This is a genomic window from Dietzia sp. NPDC055343, from assembly GCF_053645265.1.
Window position 1 is genome coordinate 31,657 of the sequence record NZ_JBSHMJ010000002.1, and the last position, 18,657, is coordinate 50,313.

Sequence of the window (18,657 nt, forward strand, 5' to 3'; positions counted from 1 at the left end):
CTGCGACTTACGGTGCCTCGGGCGGTACGCCCCCGGGACCCCCGGCCCCCGGCACGCCATCGCCGCCGGAGCCACCGGATCCGCCGCCGGGGCCGGAGGACTGTTGCTGGGTCACGCTGCCAGCGTAGTCGTCGGTCGGGTCGCGGTAGATGGTGTGGACGTGGCCCCAGCCGGAAGTCGTCACGCCGTCGACATCCGCCCCGGCCGAGCCCTGCTGGGCAGCGAACTCGATGTAGACGTCCGGGCCGGAGATCTGGAAGTAGATACCGTCGCCGGTGGACATGTCGTACTCGGTGGCGCCCAACCAGTTGATGTACGTGGTGTCGAGGGTGGCCTCGATATCGGTGAGCGTCGCCGCGGTGGTCTCCTCATCCGCCATGCCGGCCCAGTTCGCGATGACCCCCAGCAGCAGGCTCTTCTGCTCGTCCGTGAGATCTGCTCCGAGTAGACCGGTGCCGGTCGGGAAGTCGCAGGTACCGCCGGGTGCGCACACCATCGACTCGACCTGTTCGCCCTGGTAGAGCGCCTCGCGCTGCTCGTCGGTCAGGCTGTCGAAGAACGCAAACGCCGAGGAGTAGATCGCATCGAACGACTGGATCTCCTGCCCGCTGGCGTCCGTGTAGACCGCGGGCTGCACGCCGAGGTGCGTAGGAGCGAAGGTGATGGAGTTCTCGGCGCCGTTCAGATCGGCGTTGATCCCGAGGTGATGGCCACCGAACTGGACCGCCCACGCCTCCGTGTCGGACGGGTCACCGAAGATCGCGATGTAGTACTGGCCCAGCGAATCCTCGGAGCTGGTGCTGTTGTCCAGCAGATACTGGTCGCCGTTCATGATGCCCACGACCGTCTGGTACGCCTCGTCGTTCAGCAGGCCCTCGAGCACGCCGAGGGCGGCGGACTTCTGCTCGTCGGTCAGCTCTGCCAGGTTCAACCCGGCGCGCTCGACAAAGGTCACGGGGAAATTGGACCAGGAGGTGGACCTGGTCTCGTCGTCGTAGCCGTAGGTCAGCGTCTCGACCTGCTCGTCGGACAGTGTGGCCATGAACGCCTCCGCGGCGGTCCGGGTGGCGGAGATCGTCTCGGTCGTGGTGGTCGCGCCCACGGAGGACGACGATGAGAAGCCTGCCCCCGATACAGACGTCTGCTCAGTGGAGGTCTGGGCCGTCGCCACCATCGCGGCATCGTCGGGGCCTCCCGGGGCGCACGCGGTGAGTGTGAGCCCGCCGATCAGCGCGAGCGAGGCGAGGTGGAGGGCGCCCCGGCGGCGTGGCCGGCGGGCTCTGGTCGATGCGGTGGTGTGCTTTATGAAAGCGACACTATGAACGGCGCCTGCAGGGTGACTGGATGTCACCTTCGGGTTGGCTGTGAGTTCTTCTCTTGCCGGCGGCAAAAATTACGCGGCCCGTGCCGGCTCCCGCCACCGAGCCGTGACCGCCGTCACGCGTCGCTTATCCTGTGGCCATGAAGCTGGATCTGACAGTGCTGGCGATCCCCGGGTTCGTCGGGTCGATGGTCGCCGAATACGCGTGGCAGAAGCGTCACCCCGCCGAGGACGCGCGGGCCGGCGACTACGAACTCGCCGACACTTTGGCCAGCCTGTCGATGGGAATCGGGAGCCTGATCGCCCCGTACATCGCCGACAAGATCCTGGCGCCGCTCACCCCGCGAACCGGCCGGTACGCCAAAGCCCTCATGGGCCTGACCGTGGCCGCCGCGGCCGCGACCACCGCCGGCGACGTGATCCGCCGAAACCGCAGCACCGGGCTGCTGGAGGCGGGTTCGGTGACGGAGTCGTCGTCCGGCTCGGCCCCGGCCCCGGCCTCGGTCGGTGAGCCCGCCGCGGCGCTTCCGCCCGCACTACGCCGGATCACCGGCGCTTCCGCGGTCACGGCGGTGGCCTCGACCGTCGTCACCGCGTCCACGTTGTGGAGCGCGCAGACCGCCGCCAAGAAACTGTTCGCCCGCAGCCCCCTCGACCTGGGGTCGGGGCCGTTGGCCTACGCCGCTGCGATTCTCGGATGGGACCTCATCTACTACTGCAACCACCGGCTGTCGCACGAGAGCCGGTGGCTGTGGGCCATGCACGTCGTGCACCACTCGAGTGAGCGCTACAACCTGTCGACCGCGCTGCGCCAGCCGGTGGCCGAGGCGCTGACCGTGTCCGTGCCGTACGGGCTGCTTTCGCTGCTGGGGGTTCGGCCGGCGATCGTGCAGGACGCGCGGGCGGTCAACCTCATCTACCAGTTCTGGATCCACACCGAGGCCGTGCGATCGATCGGGCCGCTGGAGAAGGTGTTCAACTCGCCCTCGGCACACCGCGTGCACCACGGCAGCAACCGCCGCTACCTCGATCGCAATCACGGCAGCATCCTCATTGTGTGGGATCGGCTGTTCGGGACCTACGAGCCCGAAGGGGAGCGGGTCGTCTACGGCCTGACCACGAACATCGACACGTTCAACCCTCTGCGGATCGCCACGCACGAGTGGGGCGCGATCGCCCGCGACGTGTTCCGGTCGCGCACCTGGCGGGATCGCGCCAGCTATCTCGTTCGCGGACCCGGCTGGGCGGGTGCTCCGAGGGACTGATCCCTCGACAACTGTGCGCGTCAGTGGAGATGGAACTCGACCATCGGGATGGAATCCGCATCCTGGCCGAAGTCGTCCACCAGTACCTGGCGTAGGAGCTTCCATGACATCGGATGCAGTGTTTTATAGCGAGCGAGCGCTGCCGCGGAGTCGGCTGCCGAGAGCACTCTGGCCGTGGCGGGGCGGCGGCGGATGGTGCCGGAGCTGACCCGGCACCTCGGATCGGCCTCCAGGTTCCGGTACCACTGGGCGGATCGGCCGAAACCACTCGCGGCCACCAGGCCATCGCGTGCCGGCCGCTCGGCGACCTCGATGCAGACCTGTCTGGGCAGGCCGGACCTGCGGCCGGTGTGCTCGAGCAGCATCAGCCGTGAACCGAGTAGCCACCCCAGCCCGTACCGATACAGCAGGATGGGGGAGCGGGCGGCTCGCCTGTTCCGGAGGAAGGCTGCCATGATCGCGCTCGACAATCGCTCCATATTCGGAGTGTGGCATAGGTCACCGACGGCCGTCAGATGACCGGGCAGGTCGCCGTTCGTGACCCGGCGGCGAACTCGTCGAGTGTCCCGTGCCGCCCCAGCGGCAGCATGAGCGGCCGGCCGGACGTGGGGTCCGGGATCACCTCGCACTCGAGTCCGAACACCGCACGGACCGTCTCTGCCGTGAGCACCTCGTCGGGCGGCCCGGCGCTGTGCACGCGGCCATCGGCGATCGCGACCAGGTGGTCGGCGTAGCGGGCGGCCAGGTTGAGGTCGTGCAGGACCATCACGATGGTCGTCCCACGGTCGCGGTTGAGGTCCACCAGCAGGTCGAGCACCTCGACCTGATGCGCCACGTCGAGGAAGGTCGTCGGCTCGTCGAGTAGCAGCAGATCCGTCTGCTGGGCCAGGGCCATCGCGATCCACACGCGCTGGCGCTGGCCGCCGGAGAGCTCATCGACCGCCCGGTCCGCCAGCTCGAGCGAGCCGGTGGCCTCCAGCGCGGCGGCGACGGCCTCGTCGTCGTCCCTACTCCAGCGCGAGAGCATCCCCTGGTGCGGGTTGCGGCCGCGCCCCACCAGATCGGACACGGTGATCCCCTCCGGCGCGAGGGGCGACTGGGGGAGCAGCCCGAGCGTGCGGGCGAGTTCCTTGGCGGGCATCCGGTGCACCCTCTTGCCGTCGAGCAGCACCTGGCCCGCGCTCGGCGTGAGCAACCGCGACATCGACCGCAGCAGCGTGGACTTGCCGCACGCGTTCGCGCCGACGATCGCGGTGAGGCGGCCGGCCGGCACCTCGAGATCCAGATCGTGGATGACGGTGCGCTCGCGGTAGCCGAGGGTGAGCTCTTCGGCGTGCAGCGTGTGGTCGGCGGTCACAGTGAGCCTCCGGTGCGGTTGGTGCGGGCGATGAGGTAGACGAGGTACGGGGCGCCGAGCGCGCCGGTGACCACGCCGACGGGGAACCGGGTGTCGAAGGCGAACTGCCCCACGAGGTCGGCGCCCAGCACCAGCACGACCCCCACCAGCGCGGCCGGGATCAGCGGCGAGCCGTGCGGGCCCACGATGCGGGCGGCGATGGGGCCGGACAGGAACGCCACAAAGGCGATCGGGCCGGTGGCGGCGGTGGCGAACGCGATCAGCCCCACGGCGGAGACGATGAGCAGGATCCGCGTGCGCTCGGTCCGGACGCCGAGCGCGGAGGCGGTGTCGTCGCCCAGACCGAGCATCGACAGGTCGCGCGCCTTGAGTAGCAGAATCGGCACGCACACCAGACACGCCGCGAGCACCAGGACGACGCTGTCCCACGAGGCGCCGTTGAGGCTGCCGGTGATCCAGCGCATCGCCTCCTGCAGCTCCCACTGCGGCGCGGATTTGAGGATGTAGTTGGTGACGGCGTCCAGCGTCGCCGCGATCCCGATGCCGATCAGCACGAGCCGGGTCCCCACCACACCGCCCCGGTACGCCAGGACGTAGATGAGGAGTGCCACCGCGATGCCGACGACGATCGCGAACACCGACACCTGCGCACCGCCGAGCCCCAGGATGACGATCGCGAACGCCGCCGCCGCACTGGCGCCCGAGCTGATCCCGATGATGTCGGGCGAGGCGAGCGGGTTGCGCAGCATGGTCTGGAAGGTCACGCCGCCGATGCCGAAGCAGATCCCGGCCAGCACGGCGAGCACGGCCCGCGGCAGGCGCAGGCGCCCGACGGTGAACGACGCGCCGGCCACGTCCTGCCCGAGGATCACACCGAGCACCTCGGCGGGGGAGTAGACCGTCTTGCCGACCATCAACGTCGTGGCGAACAGGACCACGGCGACGAGCACCATCGCGCACAGGACGATCCGCCGGCGGCGCCCTCGACTGCGTCGGCCGCCGGCCACGATCTCGACGCCCGACGGGCGCACCGGCGTCAGCGTGCTCACAGTTCCCTGACCTTCTGACGACGCACGATCGCGATGAGCACGGGCGCCCCGACGAGTGCGGTGATGATGCCGACGTCGATCTCGGCGGGCCGGGCGATCACGCGCCCCAGGACGTCCGAGGCGGTGACGAGCACGGCGCCGGTGAGCGCGGAGAACGGCAGCAGCCAGCGGTGGTCCACCCCGACGAGCAGGCGGCAGACGTGGGGGACGATGAGTCCGACGAAGGCGATCGGACCGGCCACGGCGGTCGCGGCGCCGCACAGCAGCACCGCGCCCAGGGCGGCCAGCGCGCGCGTGAGCAGGACGCGTTCGCCGAGTCCGGCGGCGAGATCGTCGCCCAGGGCCAGCGAGTTGAGCGGCCGCGCGGCGAGGAGACAGATCGCCGTGCCCACCACGAGGAACGGCAGGACCTGCTCGATCGCCTCGGAGCTGGCGCCGCCGACGCCGCCGATCTGCCACGAGCGGACGCCGCCGGCGATGTCCCCTCGCGGTAGCACGACGGCGCTGATGAACGACGACGCCGCCGCCGACGTCGCGGCCCCGGCGAGGACCAGCTTGAGCGGGGTGGCCCCGCCGCGCCCCAGCGAACCGACGATGTAGACGAACACGGCCGCGATCGCGGCGCCGGCGATCGCGGTCCAGATGTAGCCGGAGTAGGTCCACAGCCCGAACCACGCGATGCCGGTCACCACCGCGAGGGAGGCGCCCATGGTCACGCCGAGGATGCCCGGGTCGGCGAGCGGGTTCCGGGTGACGCCCTGCATGACCGCCCCGGCCAGGCCGAGCGCCGCGCCGACGAGCAGGGCCAACGCGGTGCGGGACAGGCGCTTGGTCACGGCCGCGGCGCCCAGGCCGTCGGTGGAGCCGCCGAGCGCGGCGCTGATCTCGTCCCACGTCACCGCGCGCGATCCGATGGTGACCGAGAGGATGACGACGACGACGAGGACCGCGATCACGACGAGGAGCCAACACAGGCGCACGCGGGCCGGGCGGCGGACGGCGGCGACGCCCGCAGTGGACGGCGGCGTGATGCTGCCTGCTGCGGGCGCCGGCCGGGTGACGGTCACCGGTCGGTCACTTACCGGTGCCGGCGGCCTCCGCGAGCTGCGCGACGTAGTCGTCGAGCACCCACGAGATCGCCAGCGGCGTGGGGTTGGCGGCGGTGCCCATCGGGCCGTTGCCGTCGAGGAACACGATCGCGTCGTTCTTGACCGCCGGCATCTGCGACAGCAGCGGATCGGCGCGGAGGGTCTCGACGAGCTCCTGGTCGCCGTAGGTGACGATCAGCTCGACGTCGTCGAACCGGTCCAGCTGCTCGGCGCTGATGCTGCCGGAGAAGCCTCCGGCCTCGGACGCCTCGGCCACCGCGGCGGGCGTATCCAGGCCGAGGTCGGAGAAGAACGCGGCGCGGGTGTCGTTGGCGGTGTAGAAGTTCACCGTGCTCAGGTCGGTCGGATCCACGTGCGTGAGGAACATGGTCTTGGTGCCGGCCAGGTCCGGGTACTGCTGGGCGGCCTCGGAGATCTCGGTCTCGAGATCGGTCACGAGGGCATCACCCTCGGCCTCGAGCCCGAGTCCCTGGGCGTTGAACCGGATCACGTCCCGCCACGAGGTGGCCCACGGGTCCTCGGGGTAGGCCACGACCGGCGCGATCTCGCTGAGGGTGTCGTAGTCCTCCTGCGTCAGGCCCGAGTAGGCGGCGAGGATGACATCCGGGTCGGTGTCGGCGACCGCCTCGAAGTCGATCCCATCGGTCTCGTCGAACAGCACCGGCGGCTCCGCGCCCATCTCGTCGAGCTTCTCCTCGACCCACGGGAGCATGCCGTTGCCGTCGTCGTCACCGAAGTTGGCGGCGGCCATCCCGACGGGGACGACGCCCAGCGCCAACGGCACCTCGTGGTTGGCCCACGCGACCGTGGCCACACGCTCCGGCTGCTCCTCAATCGTGGTGGTACCGAGCGCGTGCTCGATCACCACGGGGTAGTTCTCCGACGACCCGGCCGCGGACGCGCTGTCGGACTGGTCGGCGTCGGAGGCGCCACATGCGGACAACGCCAGGGCCGCCGTGGCGGAGATCAGGAACGGGACAAGACCACGAGAACGCATAGGGCGGCTCTCTCACTCTCAGGAGATGGGACACGGCCCCACACACCCGGGGGTGTTAGGTGAGGCTGGCCTAAAACCTTACGACTGGCCTGCGTCCGTGCGCAATCAGTTGATCCGGACGTCGTCTATCGCGATCCGGACACCTCAGGGACGGGGGAGCCGCCGGGCGAACGCAGCTGGCCCGGCGTGAGGCCGGTCGTCCGCCGGAACGAGGCGCCGAACGCGCTCGCCGAGCGGTACCCGACCCGCAGGGCCACCTCGTCGACCGTCATGCCGCCGCCGAGCAGTAGGGCGGCGTGCTGTGCGCGTAGTGCCGCGTGCCACGCGCCGAAGCTCAGGCCGGTCTCCGCGCGGAACGCGCGGGTCACCGTCCGCTCGCTCACGTCGAGCCGCGCGGCCCAGTCGGCGAGAGTCCGACTGTCACCGGGGTGCGCCTCGAGGGCGGCCACGATCGGACGCAGGAGTGCGTTGGTCGGCTTCTGCACCAGGAGGGCGTCCGGGGAGGGCTCGAGCAGGTCGAACACCATGCGCTCGGTGAGATCGCGCGAGTCGGCCGTCAGCGCCGTGTCGACCAGGCGTTCCAGCACGAGTGTGAGCAGCGGGGTCACCTCCACCGCCACAGGTTCGGTCGGGAGCGGGGAGGCGGTCCGCACGTCCACGTGCGCGGTCCGGTACCACGTGCCCGCCGCCGCCCGTGCGGAGTGCATCATTCCCGCCGGGATCCACAGTCCCACCGACGGGGTGATGGTCCACGTGCGCGACCCGATGGTGGCGCTGGACGCGCCGCGCCGGTTCCACAGCAGCTCGTGCGTGGGGTGGGAATGCGGCTCCCACTCGGTGTCCCGGTCGACCAGCTCGTCCATCCCGGTGATCACGAACGGCATCGCTGTCTCGCCCGCCGCGTACGCCGGCAGCGTCCGCCTGTCGATCCCGGGCCGTTCTGCGGTGCGCGTTGCTGCCATGCGCTGATTCTGCACCACCGGCGCGGGCGAGCGGTTCCCGTCGGACGGCTACCGCCTGAACAGTCGCGCGAAGAAGCCGCCCTCACCCGGCTCCCCGGCATGGCCCTGGCAGCGGTCCGATCCGGGGACTCCGGCCATCACCTGGTCGACGTGCATTCCGCAGCCCGCCCAGGTGGTCTTGCCGCATTTGTGACACTTCACAGCTCTACACATGGTGTTTCTCCTTGGTTGATTGTTGTGTGGTGGGCCGCCGCCGCAGCGGGCAGTGGTCGGTGGTGAACAGGCACAGTGCGGCCGTGAGGAGCACCGCCGCGACGACGACGGCGACGAGAACCGTCCGCGCGACGCCGTGCAGTTCCTCGGCCAGCACGAACACGCCCATCGCCAGGACCACGTAGCCGAAGGCCCGGCGCACCGCCCGCTCCGAGACGCGCGAACTCATCGCCACGCCGGCGAGCGACCCGGCGACCGACGCCGCGGCGATCGCCGCGACCAGCGGCCAGTCCAGGCTCACCGAGGTCAGGTAGCCGCCGAGGCCCGCGAAGGACTGCATGCTGATCACCAGTAGTGAGGTCCCCACGGCGGCGGCCATGGGTAGCCCTGCGAGGAGGGCGAGCGCCGGGACGACGAGGAAGCCGCCGCCCGCCCCGACGAGCCCGGTGGCGGCGCCCACGAGGAGGCCGTAGAGCGGCACGCGCCACGGTGCTCTCACGGGGCTGTCGGTTCGGCCCGGCTCCTCGCGCCGTCCGCGGAGCATCGCGACGGCGGTGGCCAGCATCATCGCCGCGAACGCGACCATGAGGACGGTGCCGGGGACGTGCCCGCCGGCCAGGCCGCCGCCGAACGCACCGACCATGGCCGCCACCCCGAATCCCAGTCCGGCACGCCAGCGCACGTGTCCCCTGCGCGCGTGCCCGACGAGACTCACCACGGACGTCGTCCCCACCACGACGAGTGAGGTGGGGATCGCCTCGTGGGGTGCGAGTCCGCCGACGTAGGTGAGCAGCGGGACCAGCAGGATCGAGCCGCCGCCGCCGAGCAGGCCCAACGACAGGCCCACCAGCACGGACAGCGCCACCACCAGGATGATCATCGGGTCCATGGTCGGGCTCAGGCGCGGACGGTGTCGCGGGCGAGCCAGCCGGCGTAGCTGCCCTCCAGTTCGGCCACGCGGTGACCGGCCCGTCGAAGGGCACTGGCCGCGACCGAGCTGCGGGTGCCGCTCTGGCAGTAGGTCACGATGAGTCCGTCCTCCGGTAGCCGGTCGAGGTTCCACAGCACGCGGCCGGCGCTGAGCTGCGCGGAGCCGGGGATGTGGCCCGCACTGTGCTCGTTGGCGTTGCGCACGTCGAGCAACAGCGCCTGGTCCGGCGCGCCCAGTTGGTCGGCCGTGATGACCTCGGGGGAGACCGTCGGCAGCCCGTCGAGGCCGGTGAGGTAACCGGCGATGGCGTCGATGCCCACCCTGACCAGGTGGTCGCGCGTCGCGGCGGCCTCGTCGGCGTCGGCGGCCAGCAGGACCAGCGGCCGCGACTCGCGGTCGGGGTCGTAGGCCCAGGCGCCGTAGGTGGCGGCCTTGTCGGGGCCGGGGATGTTGAGGGAGCCGGCGACGGTGCCGCCGTGCACCTGGTCGGCCGCCCTCGTGTCGACGACGACGAGTTCTCCCGCGTCGACGGCACCCGCGACCTCGTCCGGGTCCAGCAGGACGGGGTTCGCCAACTGCCCGAGCAGCGCCGGGCCCCGGGTGTTCTGCCGCTTCATCCGGCCGAAGTAGGCGTGCGCGTCCGGCTGGCCGTCCAGCAGTTCGGAGATGAAGCCCTCCTCGTCGTCGTCGGCGACATACCCCGCCCACCACGCGTGGCGCCGCTCGTAGCCGACCGTGGTCGACGGCAACGCCCCGAGCGCCTTGCCGCACGCACTGCCCGCGCCGTGGCCGGGGAAGACCTGGACGTGGTCGGGCAGCGCGACGAAGCGCCTGAGGCCGTCGAAGATCTGCGCGGCGCCGCCGAAACGGGTGTCGACACCGCCGGCGGCCTCGTCGAGCAGATCCGGACGGCCGACGTCGCCGGCGAACACGAAGTCGCCGGTGAGCATGTAGCCGGGCTCGTCGGCGAACGCGCCGTCGGTGATGAGGAAGGACAGGTGTTCGGGGGTGTGGCCCGGCGTGTGGACGGCGCGGGCGGTGATGTTGCCCAGCGTGATCTCGTCGCCGTCGTACAGGCGGGTGGCCTCGAACCCGTACTGCCAGTCCTCGCCGCCCTCGCCGGAGACATACATCCGGGCGCCGGTTGCCGCCGCCAGCTCGCGCGTGCCGGACAGGAAGTCGGCGTGGATATGCGTCTCGGCGACCGCGGTGATGGTCATCCCGTGGGAGGCCGCCAGCGCCAGATGGGCGCGGACGTCGCGGCGGGCGTCCACCACGAGCGCCTCGCCCGTGGCCTGGCAGCCGATCAGGTACCCGGCCTGGGCCAGGTCGTCGTCATAGATCCGTTCGAGAAGCATCGCGTCCTCCGTCTGGTGGGCCGGGCGGCGACGGGGCCGACCCGGCGGTCGGGGTGGTGACAACGACGAATCTACATACCCCTATGGGTATCCGCAAGATACGGGGCGGGGTATCCGATGACGCGAGCTCGGTGCCGTCGATCGCCGGGCACGGGTCCGGGTAACGCGCATCACTTGACGCGCGCCCGGGAATGGTGGTCGGGTAGGGTGCGTTGGTTCCCGCGTGCGGCGTCGTGCCGCCCGGGCTTTGTACTCTTTCCCGCAGTTCGTATTTCATAAGGACGACCCGTGACGTCTCAGTCCACTGCCGCCGACCACAGCAGCAGTTCCGAATCCACCCGACTGCCTGCAGCCACGATCCGGCTCATCGCGCTGCTCGTCGCGGCCGCGTTCGTCGTGATCCTCAACGAGACCATCATGTCCGTGGCGCTGCCCGACCTGATGGTCGAGTTCGAGGTCACCGCGGCCACCGCGCAGTGGCTCACCACGGCCTTCATGCTCACGATGGCCGTGGTCATCCCGTTCACCGGGTGGATGCTCGTGCGGCTGCCGCTGCGGACCGTCTTCATCATCGCGATGAGCACGTTCACCGCCGGTACGGTGCTGGCGTCGCTGGCGATGGTGTTCCCCATGCTCGTCGCCGGGCGCGTGGTGCAGGCCGTCGGCACGGCCATCATGATGCCGCTGCTCATGACCACCGTCCTCAACGTCGTGCCCGCTGAGCGTCGCGGTCGGACGATGGGCGTCATCTCCATCGTGATCGCCGTGGCTCCCGCCATCGGGCCGACCGTCGGCGGCGTGGTGCTGGACTCGCTGAGCTGGCGCTGGATGTTCTGGTCGGTCCTGCCGATCGCCGTGCTGGCGCTGATCGCCGGCGGCGCGCTGATCCGCAACGTCACCGAGAACCGAGACGTCCCGCTCGATGTCTTCTCGGGCGTCCTGTCGGCTCTCGGCTTCGCCGGCCTGATCTACGGCCTCAGTTCGATCGGCGAGGCCGCCATGGGCAATGCGCTGATCTCCCCGTGGATCCCGGTGATCGTCGGTCTGCTCTCGCTCGCGGTGTTCGTGTGGCGCCAGCTCGCGCTCAAGGACAATGCGCTCCTCGATGTGCGGGCGTTCGCCTCGCCCACCTTCACCGTCGCCCTGGTGCTCATGCTCATCGCCATGATGTCGCTGTTCGGCGTGCTGATCCTGCTGCCGATCTACATGCAGCAGGTGTTGGGCTCGACCACGCTCGAGGCCGGCCTCGCGCTGCTGCCGGGCGGCCTGGTCATGGGCGTCCTCGGCTGGTTCGTGGGACGGCTCTACGACAAGGTCGGTCCGCGCCCGCTGATCATTCCCGGATCGATACTGGCCTCCGCCGGCCTGTGGGGCATGACGACCCTCGGTGCCGATTCCTCGCTCGGCATGGTGGTGGCCTTCCATATGACCCTGACGTTCGGCCTCGCGCTGTTGTTCTCGCCGCTCATGACCTCGGCGCTCGGGTCGCTCCCGCCGCACCTGTACTCCCACGGCTCGGCGCTACTGACCACACTGCAGCAGGTCGCCGCGGCGGCCGGTACCGCCCTGTTCATCACCGTGATGACGCTCGGTCAGGTCGCTGGCGGCGAGGGTGGCGAGGACGCCTTGGCGGCTCAGATGAACGGCGTCCACAACGCCCTGATCGCCGGCGCCGCGATCTCGCTGATCACCGTGATCGGCGTGTGGTTCCTGCGCAACACCGCCCAGACCGAGGCCCCCGCCGCGGAAGCACTGGCCGAGGAGGCCGCCCACGCGGACCGCTGAGTCCCGGTACCCCTCGGTGATTCACCGGGGGGTTTGTGAAGGGCTGCGACCTCGAGGCGGCGTCCCGGGCGGCGCGTAGTCCGGAGCCGGGGAGGGGACCGGCGGGCGCCTGTTCGGGTCCACCCATGTCATCCGGAAATCGAGCCAGTCGCACCACTGGGCGAGTTCGGTGCGGGTGAGCCCGTGTCGGCGGCACACCTCGTCGGCGTGTAGGCCGCCGTCCATGTACTCGCTGACGACCCGTGCCATTCGGGTCTCTTCTTCATCTGCCGGTTGCATGGACCCTGTCTATCCCACGTGTCCGACATCGATGCCAGCCGTGCTGTGGTGACCGTCCGGGCGGCGGCCTCATCGGTGTCGGCGTCGTCGCGGTTTCTCTTTCTCTCTTCTTGACTCGGCCCCGCCTTCGTGTCACTGTATTAAGTACCTAATACAGCAACACGGAGGGGAGCGGCGATGCATTTCGACACCTCGTCCCCGATCTGGGTGCAGCTCGTCGGGGAGTTCTCGCGGCGCATCGTGACCGGGGAGTGGGCGGCGGGCGAGAAGATGCCCGGCGTCCGCGAGTTGGCGGCCGACCTCGGCGTCAACCCCAACACCGCCCAGCGGGCACTCGCGGAACTGGAACGGCTCGAGCTGTGCCGGTCCGAGCGGGCCACCGGGCGGTTCGTGACCCACGACGACGCCCGCATCGACGAGGTCCGCGCCGACCTCGCCACCGACGCCGCCGACGAGTTCGTCCGCCGCGTCCGCGGCCTTCGGATGGCGCACGACCAGGCCCGGGCACTACTCGACAAGAGATGGGACAGCCATGAGCACCACACCACTGACATTCCGGATGGCGGAGGAGCCTGACATGAGCGAGAACACCGCCCACCACGCCGACCCTTCCCCCCACGCCGATCACGACGCACTCATCGAGGTCTCCGGCCTGACGATGAGCTACGGCCCGACCCGCGCCCTCGACGAACTGACCATGACACTGCGGCCCGGCCGGATCGTGGGGCTGCTCGGCGAGAACGGCTGCGGCAAGACGACACTGCTCAAGATCCTCGCCGGCGTGCTGTCCGGTTACTCGGGTGACGTGCGCATAGCCGGCCACGCCCCGGGCCCCGAGTCAAAGGCGCTCGTGTCCTTCCTGCCGGACACCAGCTTCCTGCCCGATTCCGCCCGGGTGACCTACTGCCTGGGCCTCTACAACGACTTCTTCGCAGACTTCCAGCTCGAGAAGGCGCGCGATCTCATCGGCTTCTTCGGGCTGAGCGAGACCTCGCGACTCAAGGAGATGTCCAAGGGCATGCGTGAGAAGGTGCAGATCGCGCTGGCCATGTCCCGCGACGCCAGCGTCTACCTGTTGGACGAGCCGATCTCGGGCGTCGACCCGGCCGCGCGCGACCTGATCGTGGACGGCATCGTGCGCAACCTCTCGGAGGACTCGCTGCTGCTGATCTCCACGCACCTCGTACACGACCTCGAGCCGATCCTCGACGCCGCGGTGATGATGCGCCACGGCCGGGTGATCCTGCAGGGCGATGCCGACGACCTGCGCCAGAACCACTCCGCCAGCCTCGACCAGATCTTCAAGGAGACGTACCGATGACCACCACACTGCTCAAGCACGAGTGGCTGCGTACGCGCGGAGCACTCGGCATGTACTTCGGCATCACCGTCCTGGTGGGGCTCCTCGGAAGCCTGCTTGGCGCGTCGGGCTGGTCGGTGTTGTCCGTGCTCGGGCTGCTGCTCGCTTTCCTCGCCGTGTTCGTGCTGGTACCCGGCGTCCAACTCCTGCTCGTCGCCGACTACTGGCGGTCGGGCTACGGGCGGACCGGGTACTTCACGCAGTCGATCCCGGTGCGCGGTGCCACCATCTTCCGGGCAAAGCTCCTCTGGGCGGTGCTCGTCTCGCTCGCCGCTGCCATACTCACCGCCCTGCTCGGCTGGATCGTGTGGTGGGCCGTGGCGATCAACTCGGGTATCACGTCGCCGTCGGTCGCGGTGATCGGCGACATCATGGCGGACCTCGCGGAGATCGCGCCCGCCTGGATGATCGTCGCGGGTGCGGTTCTGATGCTCGCCTCGTTCCTGGTGTGGCCGATCTACTACTACTTCGCCGTCTCCGTCGGTCACGAGAACCGTTTCGCGGGAATGGGTGCCGCGGGCCCGATCGTGGTGTTCGTCGTGCTCTACGTCGGCATGCAGCTGGCGTCCCTCCTCGGCATGGTCGCGATCCCGCTCGGCATCGGGATGGAGGGCGACCGCCTGGGCCTGGTCTCGTTCAACGTTCTGGACGAGATGACCGTGGGCACCGCCAACAGCGAGGCGATGCCCATCGGGTTCCTGGCGACCATGGGGCTCATCCTGGTGTTCTGCGCCTGGCGCACGGTCCGATCCTGGAATCACAAGGTAGCCCTGCGCTGATTCGACCTACGCTGACCCACCGTGAGCTGGCCGGCCCCGTCATCGCCGAGAGCGTTCCGCACGCATCGCCCGAGAGGGAAGTGTGCGGAACGCTCTTCGCGTTGCCGGGGCGTCCGCGGTCGTACAGTGAACCGCTGATCGTCGCATGCCGCCGGGCCCCCGGCACATCAGCCAGGACGTGCGCGTTCGGCCGACCCGGCGCGAGGGTTCCGTAGACGAACAGCTGCTCGGGCATCGGGGTCTTCTCCTATTGCAGGCCGACCGTTGCGATCACTCTGCCACCACCGCCCAGCCGCTGGTCATCTCGGTGAGGAACTCCGGAAGTCGCCGCAGGATCCGGTTCTGCTCGGCCCGCTCGCGGAACACCACGCCGAGCACCTGCTTGGCCTCGGCGGGCCGGTCCTGGACCAACTCGCGATAGCGCGGTACGAGGTCCTGCTCGATGTACTCCCAGCGCGGCCAGCGGTCAGCCCAGTTGAACGCCGGCAGCGGGGTGTGGACGGTCATCGGCCGCCCGTCCACCTGCGCCTGCACGGTCAGTGGCCGAAAATGTCCGAGACTACGGGCGCCGGGGATGTCGGGGCTGCCCCCGACGGTCGTGATGTAGGTCAGCACGCGCCCCACATCGTCGCGGCCCAACACCGCGTCGCGGCCCGCCGCTGTGCTCCCGTCGCGGCCCGCCGCGGTGGCGTCCCACTGGTCGGCGATGATCTGGTTCTGCTCGCGCGACGCCATCCGTACCAGCGCCTCGGCCAGGTTCGCAGGACCGCCGGCGTCGACCATGCGCCAGGCGTCGACCACGTACCCGTCATAGGCCCCGCCCGCCGCGAGCTCCTCGACGGCGGGCAACCCCTCGGCGGCGTACGCCTCGTGCGCGGGAATCATGTCCATGAAGATGTGTCGCTGCATCACCAACAGGCGGTGCAGGTACCAGTCGATGTCCGCGCGGGTGAGCGTTGGGCCGACCGTGGCCAGCAGTCGGACATCCTCGGGCATCTCGCGTGCGAGTTCCCACGGAAGGTCGTTGAGCGCGCCGCCGACGGCGGCGCCCAGCTGGTGCACGGCCGGCACGGTGAGCAGCTGTCCGACCTCCTCGAGATCCCAGAAACCGGCGGCGAACGACATCCCCGCGAGCCCGGCCATCCCCGTCCAGAAGTAGTCGTCGCGCGAGTTCGCCAGCCGCAGGTAGTTCACGTACACCTTGTCGACGTTCTCGAGGTTGGCGGCGAGCCCGCGCTCGGGCACCCAGTGTTGTAGGTCGATCCCGGCTTTCTCGGCACCCACCGCGAGCCAGTACTGGCGCGCGAGCGTGGCGTAGCGCGCAGGATCGACTCCCGACCCGCGTGCGCGGTCGAGCATCGGCCGCAGCGTCGCGCTGTCGGTCGGCAGGGACGAAGCGAAGCCGCCACTCCATTCTCCGTGGGGATTGTCCTCGACCACGTCGAGCGAGGCCGCGGCCGGCGTCGAGTAGGGGACCGGTGGGTCCCCGGCCGCAGCCGGCGCGGCTCCGATTGTCGCCACCATCGCGACGACGACGACGAGCTTCGCCACCCACACCCCGGTCACTCCGGCCATGTGCCCACCACCTCGTATCTGTGTTGGATGTCACATATATCCCATGCGGTGGGTGCTGTGGCTCTGTTCGCGCGAGATCGGCGGTCGCGGGGCGTTGGGTCGCGGAGAGTGGGGTCGCGCGGTGGACTGCGGTCAGTCGGTGCCGTCCGCCAGTAGCCCGTAGAGCCGCTTGCGTAGTGCGACGAGCTCGTCGGTGGCCGCGGCCCCGATCGCCTCATCGCCCGTCTGGGCCACCGCGCGAACCGCCATCGCGGCATCGCCGAAGGCCTTCCACAACTCGGCATTCCCGCCGAGCCGCGAAGCGGCCTCCTCCGTGGCGTCGTCCCAGGGGGCCGGGCGGTCCGCCAGCTCGTCAACCTCGGCCCGGCCGGCATCGGTGAGCTGGTAGTGCTTGGGCCCTGCGTCCTCGGCGGGGCCGATCAGTCCCTCGTCCTCGAGGAGGGCGAGGGCCGGGTACACCGCTCCGGAGCTGGGGCGCCAGGTTCCGCCGCTACGCTCCGCGAGCTGGCGGATGATGCCGTAGCCGTTCATGGGGCCCTCCGCGAGGAGTAGCAGGGTGCCATGGCGGACGTCTCCGGGGCGCCGTCGCCGGGACGGCCCGCGCCGCCCACCGTGGCCCTCCCCGAACCGGCCCGCCCCACCGAAGGGGCCTTCGGGTCCGAACGGCCCGCCGGGACCGAACGGCCCGCCCGGGCCGAATGGCCCACCGGGGCCGAAGGGGCCGCCGGGGGCCCCGTGCTCACCGTGGCCGTGCGGCCGCCCGTGGCCATGGCCACGGCCGCCGCGGCGCGGGTGGCCGCCCCGGCGGTGGCCGGCGAATCCGCCTCCATCGCCGTGTCCGGACGGGCCGAAGCCCTCCGGGTTGAACATGACGTCGTTGCTTCGCATCGAACGTCTCCTCTCGTGTTCTGGGTGCCCTGATGGCACCCGGCTGGATACGAGTATCAACGACATCTAGAAGAATGTCAACGACATATCGTTAACTGACGTCAGTGGGATTGGTTCCCGGGATGGACAGGACAGTATCCGCCTGCGGGAACAAGCAACGATGACCGTGCGTTAACCAACTACGAGTGATTCGTCGGTATCCCGGCGGGGCCTCTCGACAACCGACCTCCCCCGACACACCCGAAGGGACCCCGATGCGCAAGAGCAGCAACCCGGTCTTCAGCTCACTGTCAGAGTCGAGCGCCAAGGGCGCCACACAGTTCGGTGGCGCCGGGCAGGCCGCCTTCCAGCAGGGTCAGTATGGCCAGCAGGGCTTCGGCGCGCAGCCCGGCTACGCGGCACAGCAGCCGCAGTTCGCCACCGACGACCGCCCCATGACGATCGACGACGTCGTTTCCAAGACCGGGATCACCCTGGGCGTCATCGGCGTGATCGGCATCATCGCCTACTGGCTGTCGATCTCGGCGGGATTGGCCATGCCGCTGCTGCTCGTCGGCGGCATCGGCGGGTTCATCACCGTTCTGGTCGCCACCTTCGGCCGCAAGATGGACTCGGCGCCCGTCACCCTGGTCTACGCAGCGTTCGAAGGTCTGTTCATCGGCGCCGTCTCGCACGTGTTCACCATGAACATCGCGGGTGCCAGCGCCGGGGTCGTGATCGGCCAGGCCGTGCTCGGCACGTTCGGCGTGTTCGCCGGCATGCTGTTCGTCTACAAGACCGGCGCCGTCCGCGTGACCCCCAAGTTCACGCGCTTCATGACCGCCGCGATCATCGGCGTCCTGGTACTCATGCTCGGCAACTTCGTCGGCGCGATGTTCTTCGGCTTCAACCCGCTGCGTGACGGCGGCACCATCGCGATCATCTTCTCGCTGGTGTGCATCGGCCTCGCCGCGTTCAGCTTCCTGATGGACTTCGACAATGCCGACCGCCTCGTGCGCGCCGGCGCCCCCGCGAAGATGGCCTGGGGCGTCGCCCTCGGTCTGGCCGTGACCCTGGTCTGGCTGTACATCGAGATCCTGCGCCTGATGAGCTACTTCCGCGACTGACCTCGTACGCGTCCGGGAACGCCGAGGCCCCACCCGGGGCCCGCCTCAACCCGGACTGAAACCGCACGGCCTCGGCCCCCATCAGGGAGCCGAGGCCGTGCGCCGTTTCACGGGAGGCCTTGGGTTCGACCGGTGGCCTGGTGCGTCGGCTGCGTCTCACGGGTGGCGTCGGCAGCGCGGCTGACGGCACTGCGGCTGATGGCACCGCGGCCGACGGCCGACGGTCGAGGGGAGCGGCCCCGGCCCCCTCGAGACAGGGAGCGGGGGCCGCTGTCATGTACCGCGCGCAGCGTGGCCGGCAGCAGTTCGATACAACGAAAAGA

Annotated in this window: 18 protein-coding genes; 6 read left to right on the forward strand and 12 right to left on the reverse strand. The window is 70.0% G+C overall.

The features are described from left to right. Positions 1 to 7 precede the first annotated feature (7 nt). Positions 8 to 1,174, reverse strand: coding sequence for a DUF3500 domain-containing protein (locus ACWIE7_RS01165; protein WP_454068402.1), 1,167 nt, complete (start codon positions 1,172 to 1,174; stop codon positions 8 to 10). Between the two features lie 287 nt (positions 1,175 to 1,461). Here ACWIE7_RS01165 and ACWIE7_RS01170 point away from each other — a divergent pair, with 287 nt between their 5' ends. After that, entirely contained in the window at positions 1,462 to 2,586 is a 1,125-nt protein-coding gene (locus tag ACWIE7_RS01170; protein ID WP_454068403.1) for a sterol desaturase family protein, read from the forward strand. A gap of 20 nt (positions 2,587 to 2,606) precedes the next feature. On the opposite strand, the gene ACWIE7_RS01175 is transcribed toward ACWIE7_RS01170, so the two are convergent. The 8 genes from ACWIE7_RS01175 to ACWIE7_RS01210 all read right to left on the reverse strand — a co-directional run bounded on the left by ACWIE7_RS01175 (position 2,607) and on the right by ACWIE7_RS01210 (position 10,562). After that, a complete protein-coding gene (locus tag ACWIE7_RS01175) occupies positions 2,607 to 3,065 on the reverse strand; it encodes a nitroreductase family deazaflavin-dependent oxidoreductase (protein ID WP_454068404.1) in 459 nt (152 codons plus the stop codon). Between the two features lie 32 nt (positions 3,066 to 3,097). Then, positions 3,098 to 3,943 carry an ABC transporter ATP-binding protein gene (locus ACWIE7_RS01180; RefSeq protein ID WP_452100328.1) on the reverse strand — a complete coding sequence of 282 codons (846 nt, stop codon included), beginning with the start codon at positions 3,941 to 3,943 and terminating at the stop codon, positions 3,098 to 3,100. Then, positions 3,940 to 4,992: a FecCD family ABC transporter permease gene (locus ACWIE7_RS01185; RefSeq protein ID WP_452100327.1), complete on the reverse strand. Its 1,053-nt coding sequence runs from the start codon at positions 4,990 to 4,992 to the stop codon at positions 3,940 to 3,942. Before ACWIE7_RS01185 ends, ACWIE7_RS01180 begins: the two co-directional genes overlap by 4 nt. Beyond that, positions 4,989 to 6,059: a FecCD family ABC transporter permease gene (locus ACWIE7_RS01190; protein ID WP_452100326.1), complete on the reverse strand. Its 1,071-nt coding sequence runs from the start codon at positions 6,057 to 6,059 to the stop codon at positions 4,989 to 4,991. The genes ACWIE7_RS01185 and ACWIE7_RS01190 overlap by 4 nt, the downstream gene beginning before the upstream one ends. 7 nt (positions 6,060 to 6,066) lie before the next feature. Beyond that, the gene (locus tag ACWIE7_RS01195; protein WP_452100325.1) at positions 6,067 to 7,098 is read right to left on the reverse strand and encodes an iron-siderophore ABC transporter substrate-binding protein; all 1,032 of its coding nucleotides are present in this window, start codon (positions 7,096 to 7,098) and stop codon (positions 6,067 to 6,069) included. Positions 7,099 to 7,223: 125 nt separating this feature from the next. Next, a complete protein-coding gene (locus tag ACWIE7_RS01200) occupies positions 7,224 to 8,060 on the reverse strand; it encodes a helix-turn-helix domain-containing protein (protein ID WP_452100324.1) in 837 nt (278 codons plus the stop codon). A 205-nt stretch (positions 8,061 to 8,265) separates the two neighbouring features. Beyond that, positions 8,266 to 9,162, reverse strand: a complete 897-nt coding sequence (locus ACWIE7_RS01205; protein WP_452100323.1) for a sulfite exporter TauE/SafE family protein — start codon at positions 9,160 to 9,162, stop codon at positions 8,266 to 8,268. An 8-nt stretch (positions 9,163 to 9,170) separates the two neighbouring features. Continuing rightward, positions 9,171 to 10,562 (reverse strand): MBL fold metallo-hydrolase, encoded by a 1,392-nt coding sequence (locus ACWIE7_RS01210; protein WP_452100322.1) that lies wholly within the window; start codon positions 10,560 to 10,562, stop codon positions 9,171 to 9,173. 288 nt (positions 10,563 to 10,850) lie between these two features. Here ACWIE7_RS01210 and ACWIE7_RS01215 point away from each other — a divergent pair, with 288 nt between their 5' ends. From ACWIE7_RS01215 to ACWIE7_RS01230, 4 genes are all read left to right on the forward strand, one after another. After that, entirely contained in the window at positions 10,851 to 12,347 is a 1,497-nt protein-coding gene (locus ACWIE7_RS01215) for an MDR family MFS transporter (protein WP_452100321.1), read from the forward strand. Positions 12,348 to 12,803: 456 nt separating this feature from the next. Then, complete coding sequence (locus ACWIE7_RS01220) at positions 12,804 to 13,202, forward strand: GntR family transcriptional regulator (protein ID WP_452100320.1); 399 nt, start codon at positions 12,804 to 12,806, stop codon at positions 13,200 to 13,202. A gap of 1 nt (position 13,203) precedes the next feature. Continuing rightward, entirely contained in the window at positions 13,204 to 13,947 is a 744-nt protein-coding gene (locus ACWIE7_RS01225; protein WP_454068405.1) for an ABC transporter ATP-binding protein, read from the forward strand. Next, positions 13,944 to 14,765, forward strand: a complete 822-nt coding sequence (locus tag ACWIE7_RS01230; protein WP_454057574.1) for a hypothetical protein — start codon at positions 13,944 to 13,946, stop codon at positions 14,763 to 14,765. The genes ACWIE7_RS01225 and ACWIE7_RS01230 overlap by 4 nt, the downstream gene beginning before the upstream one ends. Here the strand turns inward: ACWIE7_RS01230 and ACWIE7_RS01235 are convergent. The 3 genes from ACWIE7_RS01235 to ACWIE7_RS01245 all read right to left on the reverse strand — a co-directional run bounded on the left by ACWIE7_RS01235 (position 14,701) and on the right by ACWIE7_RS01245 (position 17,228). Then, a complete protein-coding gene (locus ACWIE7_RS01235; protein ID WP_454068406.1) occupies positions 14,701 to 15,000 on the reverse strand; it encodes a gamma-glutamylcyclotransferase in 300 nt (99 codons plus the stop codon). The two genes, ACWIE7_RS01230 and ACWIE7_RS01235, sit on opposite strands and share 65 nt — an antisense overlap. Positions 15,001 to 15,035: 35 nt before the next feature. Continuing rightward, a complete protein-coding gene (locus tag ACWIE7_RS01240) occupies positions 15,036 to 16,340 on the reverse strand; it encodes a hypothetical protein (RefSeq protein ID WP_454068407.1) in 1,305 nt (434 codons plus the stop codon). Between the two features lie 132 nt (positions 16,341 to 16,472). Continuing rightward, positions 16,473 to 17,228 carry a PadR family transcriptional regulator gene (locus ACWIE7_RS01245; RefSeq protein WP_454068408.1) on the reverse strand — a complete coding sequence of 252 codons (756 nt, stop codon included), beginning with the start codon at positions 17,226 to 17,228 and terminating at the stop codon, positions 16,473 to 16,475. A gap of 254 nt (positions 17,229 to 17,482) precedes the next feature. On the opposite strand from ACWIE7_RS01245, the gene ACWIE7_RS01250 reads away from it, so the two are divergent. Further along, positions 17,483 to 18,334: a Bax inhibitor-1/YccA family protein gene (locus tag ACWIE7_RS01250; protein ID WP_452100314.1), complete on the forward strand. Its 852-nt coding sequence runs from the start codon at positions 17,483 to 17,485 to the stop codon at positions 18,332 to 18,334. The last annotated feature ends 323 nt before the right edge of the window (positions 18,335 to 18,657 follow it).

What these genes read in the sequence shown, in the direction of transcription:
- ACWIE7_RS01165 (WP_454068402.1), bottom strand. Translation starts at nt 1,174, where the DNA reads ATGGTGGCGACGGCCCAGACCTCCACTGAGCAGACGTCTGTATCGGGG.
- ACWIE7_RS01170 (WP_454068403.1), top strand. Translation starts at nt 1,462, where the DNA reads ATGAAGCTGGATCTGACAGTGCTGGCGATCCCCGGGTTCGTCGGGTCG.
- ACWIE7_RS01175 (WP_454068404.1), bottom strand. Translation starts at nt 3,065, where the DNA reads ATGGAGCGATTGTCGAGCGCGATCATGGCAGCCTTCCTCCGGAACAGG.
- ACWIE7_RS01195 (WP_452100325.1), bottom strand. Translation starts at nt 7,098, where the DNA reads ATGCGTTCTCGTGGTCTTGTCCCGTTCCTGATCTCCGCCACGGCGGCC.
- ACWIE7_RS01200 (WP_452100324.1), bottom strand. Translation starts at nt 8,060, where the DNA reads ATGGCAGCAACGCGCACCGCAGAACGGCCCGGGATCGACAGGCGGACG.
- ACWIE7_RS01205 (WP_452100323.1), bottom strand. Translation starts at nt 9,162, where the DNA reads ATGGACCCGATGATCATCCTGGTGGTGGCGCTGTCCGTGCTGGTGGGC.
- ACWIE7_RS01210 (WP_452100322.1), bottom strand. Translation starts at nt 10,562, where the DNA reads ATGCTTCTCGAACGGATCTATGACGACGACCTGGCCCAGGCCGGGTAC.
- ACWIE7_RS01220 (WP_452100320.1), top strand. Translation starts at nt 12,804, where the DNA reads ATGCATTTCGACACCTCGTCCCCGATCTGGGTGCAGCTCGTCGGGGAG.
- ACWIE7_RS01225 (WP_454068405.1), top strand. Translation starts at nt 13,204, where the DNA reads ATGAGCGAGAACACCGCCCACCACGCCGACCCTTCCCCCCACGCCGAT.
- ACWIE7_RS01230 (WP_454057574.1), top strand. Translation starts at nt 13,944, where the DNA reads ATGACCACCACACTGCTCAAGCACGAGTGGCTGCGTACGCGCGGAGCA.
- ACWIE7_RS01235 (WP_454068406.1), bottom strand. Translation starts at nt 15,000, where the DNA reads ATGCCCGAGCAGCTGTTCGTCTACGGAACCCTCGCGCCGGGTCGGCCG.
- ACWIE7_RS01240 (WP_454068407.1), bottom strand. Translation starts at nt 16,340, where the DNA reads ATGGCCGGAGTGACCGGGGTGTGGGTGGCGAAGCTCGTCGTCGTCGTC.
- ACWIE7_RS01245 (WP_454068408.1), bottom strand. Translation starts at nt 17,228, where the DNA reads ATGCGAAGCAACGACGTCATGTTCAACCCGGAGGGCTTCGGCCCGTCC.
- ACWIE7_RS01250 (WP_452100314.1), top strand. Translation starts at nt 17,483, where the DNA reads ATGCGCAAGAGCAGCAACCCGGTCTTCAGCTCACTGTCAGAGTCGAGC.